The 18012-nt window shown below is 40.0% G+C and carries 15 protein-coding genes and 7 pseudogenes; 8 read left to right on the top strand and 14 right to left on the bottom strand.

Annotated elements, in window-relative coordinates; translation table 11 throughout:
* Positions 1 to 185: 185 nt before the first annotated feature.
* The 4 genes and pseudogenes from Q0541_RS00380 to Q0541_RS00365 form a co-directional block, all read right to left on the bottom strand.
* Positions 186 to 593, bottom strand: a pseudogene (locus tag Q0541_RS00380) (DnaB-like helicase C-terminal domain-containing protein); the annotation flags it as partial.
* Positions 550 to 1716 carry a DnaB-like helicase N-terminal domain-containing protein gene (locus Q0541_RS00375; protein WP_298904085.1) on the bottom strand — a complete coding sequence of 389 codons (1167 nt, stop codon included), beginning with the start codon at positions 1714 to 1716 and terminating at the stop codon, positions 550 to 552. The pseudogene Q0541_RS00380 and the gene Q0541_RS00375, both read right to left, overlap by 44 nt.
* Positions 1717 to 1732: 16 nt before the next feature.
* Positions 1733 to 1891, bottom strand: a complete 159-nt coding sequence (locus Q0541_RS00370; protein WP_298904083.1) for a hypothetical protein — start codon at positions 1889 to 1891, stop codon at positions 1733 to 1735.
* Between the two features lie 16 nt (positions 1892 to 1907).
* Positions 1908 to 2717 carry a helix-turn-helix domain-containing protein gene (locus Q0541_RS00365; protein ID WP_298904081.1) on the bottom strand — a complete coding sequence of 270 codons (810 nt, stop codon included), beginning with the start codon at positions 2715 to 2717 and terminating at the stop codon, positions 1908 to 1910.
* Between the two features lie 282 nt (positions 2718 to 2999).
* Between Q0541_RS00365 and Q0541_RS00360 the strand changes: the two genes are divergently transcribed.
* The 3 genes and pseudogenes from Q0541_RS00360 to Q0541_RS00350 all read left to right on the top strand — a co-directional run bounded on the left by Q0541_RS00360 (position 3000) and on the right by Q0541_RS00350 (position 5048).
* Positions 3000 to 3374, top strand: coding sequence for an XRE family transcriptional regulator (locus tag Q0541_RS00360; RefSeq protein WP_298904079.1), 375 nt, complete (start codon positions 3000 to 3002; stop codon positions 3372 to 3374).
* A gap of 539 nt (positions 3375 to 3913) precedes the next feature.
* A pseudogene (locus Q0541_RS00355) lies at positions 3914 to 4668 on the top strand (ParA family protein).
* Positions 4665 to 5048, top strand: coding sequence for a ParB/RepB/Spo0J family partition protein (locus Q0541_RS00350; RefSeq protein WP_298904077.1), 384 nt, complete (start codon positions 4665 to 4667; stop codon positions 5046 to 5048). Before Q0541_RS00355 ends, Q0541_RS00350 begins: the two are co-directional and overlap by 4 nt.
* A gap of 36 nt (positions 5049 to 5084) precedes the next feature.
* Here Q0541_RS00350 and Q0541_RS00345 read toward each other — a convergent pair.
* From Q0541_RS00345 to Q0541_RS00325, 5 genes and pseudogenes are all read right to left on the bottom strand, one after another.
* Positions 5085 to 5318: pseudogene (locus Q0541_RS00345) on the bottom strand (FAD-dependent oxidoreductase); the annotation flags it as partial.
* A gap of 556 nt (positions 5319 to 5874) precedes the next feature.
* The gene (locus tag Q0541_RS00340; protein WP_298904074.1) at positions 5875 to 6147 is read right to left on the bottom strand and encodes an SWIM zinc finger family protein; all 273 of its coding nucleotides are present in this window, start codon (positions 6145 to 6147) and stop codon (positions 5875 to 5877) included.
* A 181-nt stretch (positions 6148 to 6328) separates the two neighbouring features.
* A complete protein-coding gene (locus tag Q0541_RS00335; protein ID WP_298904072.1) occupies positions 6329 to 9769 on the bottom strand; it encodes a non-ribosomal peptide synthetase in 3441 nt (1146 codons plus the stop codon).
* Positions 9770 to 10212: 443 nt separating this feature from the next.
* The gene (locus Q0541_RS00330) at positions 10213 to 11376 is read right to left on the bottom strand and encodes a TauD/TfdA family dioxygenase (protein WP_298904070.1); all 1164 of its coding nucleotides are present in this window, start codon (positions 11374 to 11376) and stop codon (positions 10213 to 10215) included.
* Positions 11377 to 11888: 512 nt separating this feature from the next.
* The gene (locus tag Q0541_RS00325; protein WP_298904069.1) at positions 11889 to 12941 is read right to left on the bottom strand and encodes a methyltransferase; all 1053 of its coding nucleotides are present in this window, start codon (positions 12939 to 12941) and stop codon (positions 11889 to 11891) included.
* A gap of 491 nt (positions 12942 to 13432) precedes the next feature.
* On the opposite strand from Q0541_RS00325, the pseudogene Q0541_RS00320 reads away from it, so the two are divergent.
* Positions 13433 to 13723, top strand: a pseudogene (locus Q0541_RS00320) (ISAs1 family transposase); the annotation flags it as partial.
* Positions 13724 to 13755: 32 nt separating this feature from the next.
* Here Q0541_RS00320 and Q0541_RS00315 read toward each other — a convergent pair.
* Both Q0541_RS00315 and Q0541_RS00310 read right to left on the bottom strand, forming a co-directional pair.
* Positions 13756 to 14174 (bottom strand): annotated as a pseudogene (locus Q0541_RS00315) (transposase); the annotation flags it as partial.
* Positions 14175 to 14193: 19 nt separating this feature from the next.
* Positions 14194 to 14706: pseudogene (locus Q0541_RS00310) on the bottom strand (IS630 family transposase); the annotation flags it as partial.
* 111 nt (positions 14707 to 14817) lie between these two features.
* Here Q0541_RS00310 and Q0541_RS00305 point away from each other — a divergent pair.
* The gene (locus Q0541_RS00305; protein ID WP_298904067.1) at positions 14818 to 15120 is read left to right on the top strand and encodes a hypothetical protein; all 303 of its coding nucleotides are present in this window, start codon (positions 14818 to 14820) and stop codon (positions 15118 to 15120) included.
* Between the two features lie 47 nt (positions 15121 to 15167).
* On the opposite strand, the gene Q0541_RS00300 is transcribed toward Q0541_RS00305, so the two are convergent.
* Both Q0541_RS00300 and Q0541_RS00295 read right to left on the bottom strand, forming a co-directional pair.
* Positions 15168 to 15335 carry a hypothetical protein gene (locus Q0541_RS00300; RefSeq protein ID WP_298904065.1) on the bottom strand — a complete coding sequence of 56 codons (168 nt, stop codon included), beginning with the start codon at positions 15333 to 15335 and terminating at the stop codon, positions 15168 to 15170.
* 294 nt (positions 15336 to 15629) lie between these two features.
* Positions 15630 to 15818, bottom strand: a pseudogene (locus tag Q0541_RS00295) (sigma-70 family RNA polymerase sigma factor); the annotation flags it as partial.
* On the opposite strand from Q0541_RS00295, the gene Q0541_RS00290 reads away from it, so the two are divergent.
* On the top strand, positions 15813 to 16166 hold the full coding sequence (locus Q0541_RS00290) for an SPASM domain-containing protein (protein ID WP_298904063.1): 354 nt from the start codon (positions 15813 to 15815) through the stop codon (positions 16164 to 16166). The pseudogene Q0541_RS00295 and the gene Q0541_RS00290 overlap by 6 nt on opposite strands.
* Positions 16167 to 16383: 217 nt before the next feature.
* Here the strand turns inward: Q0541_RS00290 and Q0541_RS00285 are convergent, their stop codons facing one another.
* Positions 16384 to 16530, bottom strand: a complete 147-nt coding sequence (locus tag Q0541_RS00285; RefSeq protein ID WP_298904061.1) for a hypothetical protein — start codon at positions 16528 to 16530, stop codon at positions 16384 to 16386.
* A 107-nt stretch (positions 16531 to 16637) separates the two neighbouring features.
* On the opposite strand from Q0541_RS00285, the gene Q0541_RS00280 reads away from it, so the two are divergent.
* Positions 16638 to 16940, top strand: coding sequence for a hypothetical protein (locus Q0541_RS00280; RefSeq protein ID WP_298904059.1), 303 nt, complete (start codon positions 16638 to 16640; stop codon positions 16938 to 16940).
* A gap of 678 nt (positions 16941 to 17618) precedes the next feature.
* A complete protein-coding gene (locus Q0541_RS00275; RefSeq protein WP_298904057.1) occupies positions 17619 to 17873 on the top strand; it encodes a hypothetical protein in 255 nt (84 codons plus the stop codon).
* The last annotated feature ends 139 nt before the right edge of the window (positions 17874 to 18012 follow it).

The raw sequence follows: 18012 nt of genomic DNA, 5'->3' as shown, positions 1-18012 counted from the left end.
CTCATTCTTTAACCTGGGTTTGCTCTCAAGTTTGAATTTCCTAGTGAAAATGTAATTAATTCTGTCGCTGTACTTAACAACTTGGGTTATATAGCGAAGTCTTTGATCTAATCTGCTGGCTGTATGTAGTTCCATATATCCAATTTGGACAGATCAATTAGTTCTATTTACCTTAGATTTGCGACTCACCCCAAATTTCGCATAATTCCATATGACTTATCAAAAAACACTGTTGCTGTACCTGTTTCACCGTGCCGTGCTTTAGCCATGATTAGCTCTAATATTCCTTGGTCTGTAGTGTCTGGGTTATAGTACTCATCCCGGTAAGCGAGAATAATATTGTCTGCGACCATTTCTAGAATTCCCGACTGGCTAAGGTCACTCATCATTGGGCGCTTATTCTGTCTGCCCTCAACTCCCCTAGAAATTTGAGAAAGTGCCAACACAGGAACTTCTATTTCCCCAGCCATTTTGTAAAGTCCCCGTGCCACGTCACCTAGTTCATAACTACGGTTACCCCCAGAATCCTCTGCCATCATTTGCAGGTAATCAACTACAACTAACCCTAGCTTTCCTTCTTTGGCTTTTACCTGAGGGAGCAACGCGATTTTGTGAGGTGCTGCAACCTGGGACGTATATAGCTTGTTTCGGGATGCGATCGCAACTAAAAAACCAAGTTTTGTTGAGAATATAGAGGTATAATTGAGAACTAAACCCCGATCTCACTTTTTCGCGTTGCTCCCTTACCTGACGGCATTCGGAAGCAATTCCAGAAACGGTAATACCCCTTGAGTCATTCATGTACAGTGGTAGTTCTGAAGCTATACCAACAATTTTGGCAATACTGGCAAATTCCCAGTCTTCTAAAGGTCTACTACCTGAACGATGCCTACGAATACGATCGCTCTTCAGTGGGATCAAGTCTAAATGCTTGTAAATATTAGTAACACTAATTAAACTCCACAGTCTGTACTCCAATTGCTTTTTTGTCATCTCCAACGAGAAGATAGCCACAGGTAAATCGTGGAGCAGGATCATCTGGAGTGCCAGGAACAACCCGATGAAGGATTTACCCATTGATGGCCTCCCCCCAACTATAGTGAGTGTGCCATTTTCAAATCCCAACATTAAATTATCAAGTTCATGAAGTCCTGTGGGGTAGATGGGATTATCTGAATATAATTCCTCATAAGCAGCAATATTAATTGTGCTGTTGTGCTCAGTATTGGAAGATAAAATTTGATTAGATAGTTGAAAAACCTTTTGTTCTGCCTGATCCAGGACAATTGGTAACTCTTTTTCAGTCTCATAACCCAGATGCACAATTTCATTACCACCTTTAATCAACTGCCGCCGCACGTACTTTTCCATTACCAGTCCTGCTAGAGCGTCAATGTTAACGGCTGACACTGTGCAATCTACCAGAGTTGCTAATTTATTTCTTCCGCCAATGCGGGCCAGCAAGTCGTGGTCAGCAAGCCAGTTAGTGACTGTGAGCAAGTCTGTAGGTTTACTCTGACTGTAAAGACGCAGTGTTGCTTGATAAATATCTTTGTGAGCGCTGATGTAAAAGGCTTCTGGAATAAGGATTTCGTAAATCCTGCTTATTGCTTCTGGATCTAGCATTATGCCGCCCAAGATGGCCTCTTCCGCCTCGATATTTTGGGGTGGCAGGCGATCTTTACCATTGCCTTGAAAACTTAGTTCTTTAGCCATAAGTAACTTGAGATTTTCAATTCAGAGGAGCATTTTTCAAGGAGGCGATACCGAACGCGAAGAGCGTCTGGTAGAGCTGGCGGGCTATGCCGACGCTAAATCTACCCATTGCTTCTGGATTTGGCATTACCCAACCCAAGCTAGCTTTTTTAGCTTCAACTTTCTGGAGTGGCATTGAGCACCGGGAATAATCATATTTTCTCCTTATAAGTTTCAATAGCTTGCTGACGCTGTTGCTCAATTTCCTGTTGAAACTTTTTCATTATTTGGTTGCTACGGCTGCTTTGAGATTTTTTGGATTGCGCTTGTTGCCAAGCCAGAAATTTCTTATGATAAACCTCCCAGCGATTTTGTCCAGCTTTATTCTGATGAGCTAACCAAGCTTCAATGTCGTTGACTGGCTGACTGAGATTTTTGGTTTTCTCCCCACAGAATTCCAAAAAATTCTCTCGCTCGTCTTCTGAGAGAGTCTTTATAAAGTCTAAATAATTCTTATTAATCTTAGGGCTTTGAAATTCTTTCTCCACAAGGGTTTCAGCCTCTGTATGGTGCGTGGCGATCGCGCATGGTGCGTCATGATCCATCGTGGTGTGTGGTGATCCACCGTGGTGCGTAGCGATCACGCTCGGTGCGTCATCACACCTTGGGTGTGTCATCACACCATTGGTGTCTCCATACACCTCTGGTGCGTCATCACACCATAATCCTTTAGGCTTTACCTTGGTTCTAACTAGCAGCAACTCTAAGTCAATGAATCCCTTTGCATCCAATTCTTTTAGGGCACGACTTACAGTTTGCCTGTGGACTATCCGCTCTGGTGCTGACAGCTGACGGGCAACCTCAGCAGCATTGATGTCAATCCCTTGGTTATAAGGGTCAATGGTTCGGATGTAATAGAGGACATCCCTTTGTGCTGGTGTTAGTTCACGGCAGGCTTTCAGCCATTCTTCATGCTGAAGTGGGTAGAAACGTCCTTGAATTTTTGAATTTGGTTGTGTCACAATTCTGCTAATACAAATGACAAGACAAAATTTCGCCTCTATTCCAACGGATCTAGGCTAATTTTTAGGTGTTCATCATTAATGCCTTGTGAAATAATTTTCATATTTAATCGTGACAAGACATTTATTTGATCGCTATGCTAGTAGTTTTAAGATTAAAGATATGTCTAGTAAAAAGCACTCCTAGCAAGAGTTTGATAAGATTAAGGTATACATCATAGTTGTTATTTCATCGAACATCACATAGTATAACCGTTAAACTTAAATATAATTAGCAAAGCAATGCAAAGTTTTGTATCAGAAAAAACTCAACGCTATCAGCAGTTATTCGATGAGATGATGAATCGTTTTAATTTGGAAGCGAAGACAACTGCTGAACAAGCTAAAGTTTCTGAAGTCATGTTGTCCCGCTTTCGCCGAGGAAAGGCGGATTTAGGAGCATCAAAACTAATAGCTTTACTTTTGGCTGTTCCAGTAGAAGCAAGGGTGTGGTATTTATCCGAGTTATTTGGACAAAAGCCTGGGATTAGCCTGCGATCGCTAATTGCTGAAGCACCACCTGAAGAACAAGCTGAAGTTTTACGACTAATTGCGGATATTTTTGTGAATAACAGCCGTGAGGCTACAGATACAGTGCAGTTACTTAAAGTTTTGTAAGTTAGATAGATATAGCCGCTGCTAGGTAGTTGGAGACATAAACTGATCATAAAGCCCTGACACCAAGAGACTTTTCACCCTGTTCCCTGCTATAGCTGGAAAATTGGTTGTCCAAAGGGTACTGAATCAGGTTAATAAAAAAATATAGAGTGTTGCGATCGCCAATCAGTTGAAGAAAAACCTAACTGATGAAACACTGGTAAGGTAACTATTCGAGTAAAATTTAATTTCCCTTTATTTTTGCTAGAAGCCTTATCTGCTTGTTAATAGTCATTAATTGAGTGTGAATGAGGGCAACAGAGCTTGTTAAATCTGAGAGAATATCTACACCTAACGGTATTTAAATAGTGGTGTAGCTAAATGTAATTTATTGCCCAGGTTGTTGGTATGGTTACAGAAAAAATTCCGATGTCAGAGGAGCTTTCTGTACTTGAAAAGTTTTCTAACACAACCGTTTTTCATTAGTTCTGAAACGGCTTTATTATTGTACTAAGCACTTTATCTTTTACGTAAGGAATGTTTTGTTGGGGTAAATTCAATTGAATCGCGTAATTACATTATTTAATCAATCTGGTGGTGTAGGTAAATCGAGTTTAGCTATGAACCTCGCTTACCATCTCCAAGAGCTAAAACATCAAGTGCTTTTGATAGATATGGACCCTCAAGGTTCATTGACGACTTTCATGGGTTTAGACCCCACTTCACTGAAGCAGACTGTTTATAATGCGATTTTACACTCTTCACCTCTACCTATTCACTCTAAAATTCATGGTGTCGATTTAGCTCCTGCTAATATCAACTTGAGTGCTGCTAAATTAGAACTGGTGGTGGCAGATATGCGGGATATCCGACTTAAGGAAGCTGTGGAGCCAATACTTAATGAATATGATTTCATTCTTATAGACTGTCCACCTAGTTTGGGGCTTTTGAGTTACATCAGTCTAGTGGCAGCAACTCATGTGCTTGTCCCAATTCAAACTTAATACAAAGCATTTTGTGGTACTGAGTTATTGTTGAGTACGGTAGCACGAGTGTGATCGCGTCCTAATCGGAAACTGGCGATCGCTGGGTTTATTCCCACTATGTACGATGGTCGTAACGTCCAAGATGTTCGTACTTTGGATTTAATACAGCAGCAGTTAGCGAAAGTAGGTATTGTGTATCCGCCAATTCCCCGTTCTACTGCTTTTGCCGACGCATCTGAAGAACATGTACCTTTGGCTGTTTATAACCGGAAGAATCCTGCCGTGCCTATCTCAAACAGATTGCAAAAAGTTTGGAGAAACTGTCATGAATAGCAGGCGCGATCGCCCTTATCAGCAAATGAAGTCTTTGGATATTCTGTTTGGGGAGTCTCAAGCAGTAGTTAAGGTAGTTTCTATTGAGGCAATTTGTCTATCACCACAGCAGCGCAGGCGTTACTTTGACCCACAAGCAATGCAAGAATTAGCAAAGTCTGTGCGACAGCATGGAATTCTGCAACCGCTTCTAGTACGTCCGCTCCCAAAGAACAATTACGAGCTAGTAGCTGGCGAAAGACGCTATCGAGCTGCTAAGGAAGTTAATCTGACTGAAGTGCCAGCTGTCATTCGAGAACTCAGCGATGAAAAAGCTATGCAGGGGCTGACGCTCTCTAGGAGACACTGGCATTTGAACGGCGATCGCAATATCTGAATCTTGATTTGACAGGATTTGCTCACTATGCCCAATCACAGTAGCGCTAGAGCCAAAGCGCCGGAACATCTGGGCAAACTCCAATCCAATGTAGCCACTTCCAACCACGATTAGGTGATCCGGTAACTGTTCCAGTTCCATGACCGACTCGCTCGTTAAAAAGCTGACTTCTGTGAGTCCGGGCATCGATGGAATTAACGGTCGTGTGCCTGTATTGATGAAGACCCGTTCTGCGGTGAGTAAGCGACTGGTGCCAAGAGCCGTTGTCACTTTATCCCTCTTCTGTCACTTTCCGAGTATTCTGAATAAAAGGATTAAAAGAAAAAACTCTCTTTAGGTAAGCAGGGCAATGGATGTAGAATTACAAATCCTAAAACATTTAGCAAGAGATGCCCACCCAACAGTTGGATGATTTAGCTTATTTACTACTTGCTTATTCCGGAAAGTGACAGAAGAGGGATACAACACACCAACGAGCTTACAAATTATCCAAAATTATTTGTACATTTGTAGGGGCACAAGACCTTGTGCCTTTACGTTCGCGGAGCGTCCCGCAGGGATGGAATGTTTTTTTTAATTGGAAGTCCCTAAGAGTGAGCGATTCTGCTAACTGCTGAAAATATCGGTATTGCTCGTCTGCATACTCCCCTGGCTCCAATTCTAAAAGCTCACAAAATTTGAAATAATCAACTTGAGAGTAGAATTCACCAATCGCGCTGACAAACTTTTCGGCTATTTGGCATCATTGGATGCTGGCTGTTGATCCTTTCCCATTATTGTTGTAAATGCTGCCAAGCTGCATCATATTAACGTGAGTTCGACGGAACTAAAAAATCGCAAGAGGTCGGTTTAATAAATGTTCTAGCGTTGGACGTTCTTCAATCCTCTCTAATTGACGTGAACAGGTTAATAAGGTGGCAATTATATGTTTGCACCAACCATCATAATCATAAGCACAGTTACAACAAGTCGGTGTAATTCCACCTGCATCAAAAGGAATACTAACTTGATGTGGTGTAATTTCGCTAGCCTCTACTTTTGCCTGAATCAGATTGCCCCGTTTTCTTGGCGTTGCATAATTAAAGGATGAACTGTCCATACTGTGCATCAAAATGAGGCGTTAGAGTTATAGCGTATTATTGCTTCAGAAATTCCTGGAATCAACATAGGACACAGATTTGGCGGTAGTAACGACAAAGTTAATCAATGTTGCTGGGGTCCCCTTTGACCACTATTAAATATTCCGGACGTGTGTAATTGCTAGAGAATCGGATGGATGATTAGAATTCCGCTATATATGGTTTCAAGCGTTCTGCTAAGACTTGTATATGAGGTTCCAAAATGCATGTGTAGTGATTACCGGAAACATCAACAATTTTAATATCTTCTGCATCCATGATAGAGAATAATTCCACCCACACAAGAGTTGGATCAGGAGCCATGATATGCTTTTCTGTAGCTCTAAATACGGTGACTTTTCCTGGATATGGCTGTTGCACGTAGGAATAAGTTGCTTTTAGAGTTCCAATTAATACATCGAGAATGCGTCGGTTTTGTTGACTTTGATTTGATGGCGGTAATATCTTAACTTTTACCGCCTTGTCAAGAATGTAGTTGATTTGTTCGTTAATACTCAAGTGGTTGATTTCATCAGGCATTATCAAATTATCCTGACCTAACATTCCGCCAAAATACCTGGAAAGAACGCCAACCAAATATAGAGCGTCAATTTTTTTATTTTTATCTAAGAGAATTGGAATATAAGAATCTACTATTGCCAACAAAGAAACTTCATGTCCCTGTTTGTGTAATTGCTGCGCCATTTCATACGCCACAACTCCCCCAAATGACCATCCTCCAATAGAGTACGGACCTTGAGGCTGAAATTTCTGAATTGCTTGGATATAGAGGTTTGCCATATCCTCAACTCGCGTTAATGGTTCTTCTTCTCCATGAAACCCTTGCGCTTGCAAACCATAAAACGGTTGATCATTACTTAGATGCTGTGCAAGTTTTAAATAGCACATAACATGACCTCCTGCGGGATGTACGCAGAAAAATGGTTGTTTGTTACCTTTTGGTTGAATGGGGATCAGGAGGGAGCGATCAAAAGTATATCCACTAATATCAAGAAGGTTTGCAAACTCTTCAATGGTGGGATTGGTGAGGACTGCTGATAAGGGTAATTCCTTAGCAAACTGCTGTTCAATTGCAGCTATTAAGTGGATTGCTGAAAGAGAATTTCCACCGATTTCAAAGAAATTATCTTTAATACCTACTGGCTGAATGTTTAAAATCTCTGACCAGATTTTTGCCAGTCCCCGTTCGGTATCGTTGCGTGGTGCGACAAATTCATTATGCTGGGTAAAGCTAGAAACTGTTGGCTTCGGCAAAGCGCGACGGTTTATTTTTCCACTAGGAGTTAAGGGTAATTTGTCTAATATAACAAAAGCTGTTGGCACCATATAATCTGGTAGCTTCTGTCTGAGGAAATCACGCAGGGTATCAGGCGTTGGTTGCCCTTGTTGAACAGTGAGATAAGCGACTATTTGTATTTGTTCTGGTCGATCAGATTGGGTAATCACAACCGCTTCTTGCACCTGTGGATGAGTAGAAAGAGTGTTTTCTATTTCCCCAAGTTCGATCCGAAAACCCCGAATTTTTACTTGATTATCTATTCGACTAACGTATTCAATGATGCCATCATGGAAGTAACGAACTAAATCTCCGGTTTTGTAAAAATAAGAACTAGATAAGAAAGGATTAACAATAAACCGTTCAGCAGTGAGTTCAGAACGGTTGAGGTATCCCCGTGCAACTCCAACACCACCTATATACAATTCCCCAATAACTCCTATTGGGACTGGTTGGAGGTGAGAATCTAATATGTAAATTTGTGTATTGGCAATGGGACGACCAATGGGGGCTAGCGCATGAGGTAGTTTCGCAGCTTCTACCTGAAAGACAGTAGACCAAATGGTCGTTTCAGTCGGTCCGTACAGATTCCATACAGCAGCACCTTTTTCTAATAATTGCTGTGCCAAGTCACTAGTTAAACCTTCCCCACCGCAGAGAATTTTTAATTGAGGAGAACCACTCCATCCAGCTGCAAGCATCATCCGCCAACTAGCTGGTGTGGCTTGCATAACTGTAGCACCAGTAGTATCAATAATATCTCTGAGCAGCCTACCATCACTGGCTACTTTTCGAGTAGCTAATACCACCTTAGCCCCCGTAATTAGGGGTAAATATAGCTCTAAGGCAGCAATATCAAATGATATTGTAGTCACTGCCAAAAGTATATCTGACGCTGTTATTCCGGGTTCATACTGCATGGATTTTAAGAAATTGACCACAGCGCCGTGAGGAATTTCTACTCCTTTCGGCTTACCAGTCGAGCCGGAGGTATAAATAACATAAGCTAGACTTTTAGCCGTTGCACATGGTGCAGGATTGTCTTTGCTATGGGTTGCAATATTTTCCAGGTTTGTACGTAAACAGACAACTTTCCTTTTTTCATCATCAGCAAATAACTTTTGATTATCAGTCAGTAATAATGACACCTGAGAATCAGATAAGATTAATTCCAAGCGTTCTTGTGGATAGGATGGATCTAGGGGTAAGTAAGCTGCGCCAGCTTTCAAAATACCCAAAAGTCCTACTAGCATCTCTAAAGAACGCTCAATACAGATACCTACTAATACCTCTGTTTTAACTCCCAGTGTTTGTAAGTAGTGCGCTAGTTGATTTGCTTTTCTATTCAGTTCATCATAGGTAAGCTGTTCTCCTGCAAAAGAGACTGCGATCGCATCTGGTGTTCGCTCTACCTGTGCTTCAATTAATTGGTGGAGACAGATCCCCAGGTCATAATCGGTCTGAGTTGCATTCCAATCAACCAGTATTTTCTCTCGTTCCCTGTCACTCAGCAATGGTAATTGAACTACTGATTGTTCTGGATTTGAGACAATACTTTTCAGTAAATTTTGGAAATGTTCATTAATCTGAGCAACCATCACTGCATCTAACAGATTGCTATTGTACTTAAAATAACCTAGCAATGATTCAGAAAACTGGATGACTTCCAAACTTAAATCAAACTCAAACTCTACTTTTGGCTGGGCTAGTTCCTCGTATTCTGATATATTCTCCTGTTCATTTGTCTTCTGAAAAGCAAACGAAGCTTGACAAATAGGTGAATGACTTGAGTTAGACTTTGACTCTAATTGTTTTACCAATAAATCAAACGGATAATCTTGATACTCTGTTATTTCTAAAACCGTATGATTAACCTGACTCAGGAACTTATTAAATGAAAGACCTTCTGAAATCAAATCCCGTGAAACAACTATTTTGTTAGCAAAATTGTCAACAACTCTTTCAGATTCGGATTTATCTGACTGAGTTAGTATCAATCCTACCAAAATATCTTTTTCATTAGTGTAACGGTAAAGCAAAACTTTAAACGCTGCTAAAAGAAGGTTTTCAAGGCTAACACTTTGACTACTTACCAGTTTATTTAGTGAGCGAGTTAATTTATTGCTAATCACAAAACTCAAGGAAGAACCATTAAATGCTGTTAGAGGAAAACGAGGCAACCTAGCAGGTAATTCCAGTAAAGGTAATTCTCCGGCTAACTGTTTTTCCCAATAATCTTTCAGTCTTTTGAATTCCGAATTTTCTCCAGGAAGTAATGCTTTCATATTTAAGGATTTATTATTCATAGGTCTTTGTAAATTATTATTTTATTGAAGTAGCAAATAATGATTAAAAAAATGTAAGAGCGTAAATCTCAGTTTATTTAGCTATCAATTGAAAAGAAACGCAGTTTATACAATTTATGATGCTGAGAGGATTACTGCTTTAATTGTTAATTTAAAAAGATGGGAGCAGTTAAGATGTAATTCATGAAGCACTTATTGAAGTTGTTAATCCTTAAATAAAATTATTTTCAATAAAATGGATAAGAAAACAATTGCGACTTAAAAATAGGACTTATGCAAAAACCCTCTTAAACTCTTATTTCTCCGTGACCTCTGCATCTTCTGTGGTTCGTTTTCCGTTACCTGTGCGTAAGTCCTAAGAAAATTTAAGCTAATAACACGATGCCTTCTTCTATCGAAGACGCTGCGCGTGGCTTCGTTGCTGAAAGGGTTAAGCCAAGCCTCTAAACGTCCATGCTCATGCGATGGGTTGCTAATGAAGCTGGTTTCAGATCACGAATATTGCACATATTACCGAAAGCCGTAAGTATCTTTCGCTTAAGTTTAGTATTGAGTCTACTATGAGCGACCTGTAGATTATCCACCACAAGAATATCGCCTTGTTTCCACTTAAAGACAGATGCATTTTTCCATTCAGATTTGCCTAATTCTTGTGCTTCTGCTTGCGTCATCTCAGTATCTTGACCATCCTCGTTCAAAAAATATGTGTTAAGAGTACTGGTTCGTTTTTGTGAACTATCGACAACAGTTGCTGCTGTTGTTAATCCTTGTTGAAATCTTTTGTACAAGCTCGCTGGTAGCCAATTGTAATAGAGCCTTTTCCAAAATGAATACCGTTGCCCAATGTTTCGATACCATTCTCTACTAACTAAAGAATCAACAATGCTAAGGGAAAAGCAGAGCCTACTCGTTTTTGGATGACTAAATAAAGTAATATAAGAACATTCAAAATAAATAGAGCCATCCTCTTGCCAGTTAAAATCAAATCCTTGTTTCTGAAGAAGTCTGGTAATTTCCTCTTGCAAAAGACCCTCGAAGACAATCTCTAATAGATGCTTAGGAACATATCGCACAAATCGTTGAGGGAAATTAGCAATTTTGTACTGTAAGCTAGGAGATAAATTATCAAATAACTTTTCGGTATTGATGATGGGAGTCTCGCCATATATATCTGGCTGAACTTGGCAGAAGAAAGCGAGTACACTCGGTCGCATCGGTACCATATTCAGCTCATTATGAGGAGCAATGATTCTATCTGGTGGAGCTTCAGAAGAGGTGAAAATTTTATCAGTTATTCGTACACGATGAGCGCTGCCAAAATGATAAACTGACTCCAATTGTACATTCAGTAGCTCTAGCACTTTTTGAAATTGCTCTGCATCCTCAACTTCAAATCCTCGAAATAAAATGGCTCCGTATGTATCTAGCTGTTGATTAAACCAGTCGCTACTTTCATTGAGTAATCCCTTCAAAACTGCAAAATATTTTTCCTTTACTGGCTCAATCACTAGAGGTAATTCTTTTTCATTACTTATAAAGGTTTTTTCATTATCCTGCAAAAACCTTAACTTCATGTCTTTTGAAATAGAAATGGGAAGATTTGGCATGGTATTTTTAGAGTGATAAAATTATTTTATCGGTATGTATAAGGTTAGACCATTTTTACAAATTTTAACAAATTTAGGTTAATTTGCGTCAACATATTTATGCGTTTTTCAACATACTTTGTTAAACATTTATCAGGGTTTTGGTCTTTGAAAAATAATTTACTTATAGCAATAGTAGAACAAAATATTTTTGCCCCAGTAAAATTTCCTATCCACACTGTTGGAGCAAAACTTTTAAAAACAAAAAAAAACCAGTATTTTCGTATATTGATGACACTAGTAATTATTTGTTCTAATAGTTCTAAAGTAATCCCGTTAATATTAGAATTTGTTGTCTCTCAAGACGGATATAAGAAGCTTTCGTCATCAAAAGGCAGCAGCAAAAGGTGGGATTAGGAAATATACCAAACAGTATATTTCTCAAGGTACTATCGAACCATTTTTGAATTTAGTCGAGTAGGAAATAGGACGCAGGTGGCTGCTTATTTCCTACTCGACTTGGGTGAAAATTCTTACTCCTGTATAACTTCATGATACTTAAATTCCATCACTGTCAAGCTAGTTCCTGTATAAATGACTTTTTCTAATTGAAAGCCACTCTTTTCAAACAACTCCTTATATTCTTGTTCTGTGCGCCAGTAACCCCCCGGGTTTGTCACCATCATCTGAACCGCTGCAAGAGCTGGGATAGTCCCATCTGGATATTCTACCGGCGCACCACGCGGTGGAACTAGTGTTTGTAGAAGTACTACCTTACCTTGTTTGGGGAGAGCCTCTCTACACCGAGTTAATACCTTGATTGCATCTTCAACACTGAATACGGAGAGGAAATACTTCATTATGATCGCATCTGCACCCTTTGGTATCTCCTCTAATGCATTACCACCAATGACTTGCACGGCATCTTCATCAATTCCTTGCCTCGCGAGGAAAGCAGGGGCTGTTTCAATCTCGTGCGGTAGGTCAAACAATATGCCTTTACAGCCAAATTTTTTGACAATATGGGCAATTAGTGCGCCTTGATTGCCTCCAACATCCATAACTGTATTAAATTGACCGAAATCATAGACCTCAAACAGCGAATCAATTGCCTGATTCGTTAAAAAGCTCATGGCATTGTTGAACAGATTTCTACTATCGGGATTTTCTGTCATGAAGAATTCGTAGAAATTCTTGCCCTGTGCTCTCTCAAAAGCAACTTCGCCTGTTTTCAAGGAATTCCCTAATTCTCTCCAAGCATCCCACATAGAGGGTTCTATAATATGCATCAGGAAATGTCCAAGAGAAGGCTCTGCATTTGTAATCAAGTGTTCTGAGAGTTCTGTCGCTGCAAATACACGTCCGGGCTTTTCTACAAACACACCTAGATGAGCTAAAGCACGGAGAAGAACATAGAGAGTTTCTACTTTTGTGGAAGTCTCTTTTGCGATCGTTTCTACAGTCATTGGTCCCGACTGCAAGAGGTTAGGTATACCTAAGTTTGTTGCCACATAAAGGCACTGGCTTTGCCAGTAGCCATAGGTCATCTGGGCAAGCTTCTTGGATGCTGAAGTTGTTCCTAACAAATTCTATTCTCCTTGTAAAATTATCGGGGTTTGCGAGTAGGTACAATATACAGTGAACTGAAGTATTGGGTAGGAAATGCTCACCCAATAGCCAAATTTAGCTAACTTTTAATTAACTCCACTATCTATATTTATCTTTAGAAAATCCAGAGTATTAGTCAAATTAATGTTTAGTATTTTAATATGACAATATTAGTAAAAACTGAAGATTCAGAATTTAAATATTTCTGAGTTACTCGTAATAAAATTAAAAATTTATTACAAGATAGTTTTGTTGTAAAAAACTTCTCTTCTAGAGTTGCTTGAATTGGTTTTCTATTTATCTATAAAATAGACTGATTTCAGCTTGAAGTTGTAAATAAGTTACTGCTTGCTAAATCAGAAGTACAACAATAATTATAACATATCTTAATAGATTTTAGTCAACCCACCATGCGACGGATACTGCGTAATTAGGCATTTTAATGAAGTATATCTAAAGATAGATATCTAAATTTTGTTTGACTTTTTTGCACAGTGATGCTCAACTTATCGGTCGGGCTATTCGCAAACATTGGAGTATTGAAAACCAGCCTCATTGGACTCTCGATTGTACTTTTGCTGAGGATGCCTGCCGCATTCGTTCATTCCACAGTGCAAGTAATTTTGGATGCATCGCTCTCAATGCCCTCAACCGCGAACAGATCTATAAACGTAGTCTCAGACAAAAAATGAAACGGACTGCTATGGACAATAATTATATTATTCACGTTCTCAGTTATTGCTTCATTGACAATGCATAAGAGGGTTTAAATTGATTCATTGCAATAATTCAATGGCTACTTTCACCATCTAAACTATCTGCTACTAACAGTTCAATATTAAAGTTATCTTCAATCAATTCTATAATAATTTATGACGCTAACTCTATTTTGGTTTTATATTTATCCTCTATTTTTAGCGTCCCTTTTGGCTTGAATACTTTTACAGTTAATGGAAAAGTTATATTAGAGTAAACTCCATAAGCATTGACTGATACTATCCCATTCTCTACTTTCCGACACTTCCCAGATATTGTCTTGCACTTGCCGCAGTCTTTTTACCTTTTTTCCTATCTTTTGTTTCATCTATTATTAGCGTAATCGCATTCTCATTTATTATTCTCTTGATTTTATTTAATCTTCGGATTTTTAATTCATTTACTGATCAATCTGAATTTGCTATAAAATGATTTAATGACTGAGCATAGTTTATATAGCCGTAGCCATATTAATTAGGACGATGCTTGCTTGAGAACGGTTTCTATTGGATCAGGTAAATTATCGGATTTGGGTAACAACTGACGAACCCTAGTTTTCAGCCATGCCCAACACTTTTCAATGCGATTGAGGTCTGGCGAGTAGGGCGGGAGGTAGACTAGCTGACACCCTACGGCTTCAATTAATGAAGCAATCCGACCACCATGATCAAATGTAGCATTATCGACAATCACCCACTCACCGGGAGGCAAGACCGGAATCAAACAAGTTTCTAGCCAGGTCTCAAACACGGTACGGTTACACGCCCCCTCGATAGTAAATGGTGCAATCAATTGCCCCGCTCGATACCCAGCAATCATATTAATGCGACCTTGTCGCCGACCTGATTTGAGGTCGTAGAAGCGTTCCCCAATAGGAGAGTAGCCGTAGCCATAGCTATCACGTTCATCCATACCAGACTCATCAACATAGACCAGATGTGGTGATTTTGGGTTATCCAGTTGTGCTAAGAACGCTGCTCTTTTATAGCTCTAGCCAACGAGATTAGGACGTAAACGAAAAGAGTTGTGATCGCGTCTACTTCATTTCAATGGCTAAAGCTTATAGTGATGATTTCCGGCAAAAAGTGATACAAGCGATTGAGTTGGACGGTCTCAAAAAGTGTGAAGCAAGCCTTCTGTTCAATATTAGTCGCTCTTGCGTTTAACTTGTGGTTGCAGCGCAAAGCCCAAACGGGTGATGTCAAACCCAAACCAAGGAAAGCATCGCAGCAAAGCAGCAAAATTACCGATTGGGAGAAGTTTCGCAGCTTTGTGAAACAGCATGGGGATAAAACCCAGAGCGAAATGGCACAGTTATGGGATGAAGAGATTAGCCAACGCACGATTTCCAGGGCATTACGAATATTGGACATACACGTAAAAAAAAACATCCGGATATAGTCAACGCTCGGAAGCTATAGCAGCTGCCATACTGGTTAGGACAAATCCTATGGATAGCTAGTTGTGACAGAGGACTTTCCGCTTTGTCTGGAATTGAGTACATAACAAAACTTTTCTTCCTTCAGTCCTTGATACAACTCGCCGTCGCCTTCCCGTGTCACAGAAGAGATGGCTTCTTTAGATAGACTTCCAGAGAAAATGTGCTGGTCAACCATAACTTACCCTAAACGCACTGAGAAGTACTGACGATATAGTTCATAACTGGGGATGCAGTCATTACCAGAGAGTTTTATCAAACCTAGAATACATGTTACTTATCTGTAGGCGTAGCCCGCCGCAGGCATCGCATAAGGACTGAACCTGGTAGCAATCCTAGGGCATGAAGGACTTGCGTCTAACTTGGCGTTTGCTCAGGTGCAGAATTTGTGATCAATTGGTTGTCAAATTCTCATCTGGCACGTTTTGACAACCATTGGTTGTCAAATTTTCGTAAACCTCGGCTGCGGCAATTCAGGAATAAGCCAAAATTTATACCAATATAAAGCCCAAAAATGTTCCGAAGTTTTATGAGACGTGGGGTTGAGACAACTTTGGATACTGCGACGTTACCTTGATTCTGTCGTCCAACGACTGAAGCGATCGGCATCAAATTGCACAAAAGTTGAAAATATTTCAATGATGCTTTGTCGAGGATGCATAAAAAATTAGATGGCAATATTTTCAATTGTACTGAGATATCTTACGTACCTACCTATGGTACACCTAATGAATATGCCATTGACCACCTATCCGGCAAAGAGATGCCTGGTAAACGCGATCGCTTAGGTAATTTTAATGACCGAGTTCGTCAAGGCGAATACCTCTGTTCTATCTGCCCTATGCTTCCAGTTTGTGGCGGTGCTTGTCCTAAAAGTTGGTTGGAAGGAATAGCACCTTGTCCTAATGCAAAACATAACATTGAGGAGCGTTTACTTCTAACTTATGCCTTATCGCGTATTCAGCAAGAAGAATCAAGTTTACAGGAGGTTAGTTTAATCAATGCTTGATGTCTCCAGTCAACTTCTACAGCAGATAATGGTAAGTTATCGTCAAGGACGTGGCAAGCATTTTTTCCTTCTCTCTGTGTTCTTGGCACGGCAGTTGCTTCTCTTAAGGGAGACGCTGCACAACAATTATTAAGATGTTATCGTCATGTAGTCAAGGACGCAGACCATTTTTACAAGTAATAATCGTTAGCCAAGGTAGGATAAATGACCCACGAACTTAATAAGAAGATAAAGATACATCAGAAAAATACTCTTCCTGCCTCTTCTTAGAAAAAAACCTTTTATTTTTCGCGCTTGCCTTTGGCTCAAGTTTGCTCACAACTGCTTGCGGTTCTGCTAAAAATAATACAATCGACTGCTGCATCTGCTGGGAGTCAGCCCCAAGCTTCAGTAGTCACTCAATTTGCCAAAAATGGAAATCAGATGCTTGGTCAATTTGGGACCCAGGGCTTTCAACAGCAGAAGAGCACTATGATGCTCGTCGCATCCTTGATGAATAATCCTGCTCCCAGCTATGGAGTCTATGTAGTTTGCCGCTCCGTTTTAGCTGAACATCCTCAAGCTGTAAAGGCAATTGTAGATATACTCAAAAAAGAGGGAGATTGGGCAACTAATAATCCCGAAAAGTCCGCCACCATCTTAGAAAAAGCGATGGGGTTATCGCCTGCTGTTATTAAACGAGTAGTAGCTAACCGTCCTCCCGAACAAGTGCTGCCTTTAGAACCGAAGGTAATTGCTGAGATTCAAGAAGTTGCAGATTGGATGGTGGAATAAAAAGTCATTCCCAAACCGATGGATGTGGCTTCATCAGTCTGTCCAGCAGCGAATTAGAATAAGAGAGATGGATATGAGAGGAATACATTCATACACTGAAATAGAATTCTTTGTTGGTGATATTCCGTACCAAATGTATGTTCAGCATTACCGCCCAAGGCAAGACTAAAATTCACTTTTTACTGTGCTTTTACATGGTGGTTTTCATACAGGTGCTTGCTTTGTCCAAACACCTGAGCGCCGCCCAGGTTGAGCAGTGCTATTGATGACTTGTTTATCAATTGGCTGTATAGCAAAGGTTTACAGTTGGCAAGCAACAAATAACTAAACTAAAATCAATCAATCCGCTTCAGCAACCACTTGGAAATATACTTCGACGACTTGACGCTTACGATCGGCCTCGCTCCAAAATTCGTAATAATAGTATTTTTAGAGTTGCACGATTCTTTAACGTTTTTACCGATAGGTTCTTCTAACTCATCAATGAGAAATGCAAAAATTACAGGTTTGTCATTAGAAGGCAGCAAAGGAGCGATCGCTTGATTAAAAAGCTAAATACAGTGGTTAGTTGCTTGTTATCAGCATACTATTCCCCGGTTACACAACTCAAAAAACTTGTACAGCAGCATGATTGCAATGTTTCTAGAATTCTGACTCAAAAAGAAGGAGAACAAGATTATGCAACAACTCAATTTGTTTGGTGAATCAACCCCAGTTTTACCTATCACTTACTACCCCGATTTTTTAACTCTTGAACAAGCCAACTCGCTCTATCAACACTGTCTACAACTGCAATGGCAGCAGAGCCAATTCAGTTTTGCGGGTAAAACAATACCCGTTCCCCGCCTCGAATGTATTTACGGGGACAACGGGTGCAACTACCTCTACTCGAATAGCGTGTTTTTGAAACCACTATGGTGGACAGAAAAGTGAATTGCGAATTGGAAAAGTCCTTGGGGTCAGCAGTCAGCGGCAAGACTTAAACAACTCCTACCAGTAGGGCGATCGCACCATTTAATACCAAGTTGTGATAGATAGTATTATTTAGAAGAAGTAAAATCAGTGTGCAGCG

Source organism: uncultured Nostoc sp., from assembly GCF_937863485.1.
GTDB lineage: Bacteria > Cyanobacteriota > Cyanobacteriia > Cyanobacteriales > Nostocaceae > Nostoc.
The sequence above is the reverse complement of the archived record's forward strand: the minus strand, read 5'-3'. Positions and strand labels throughout refer to the sequence as shown.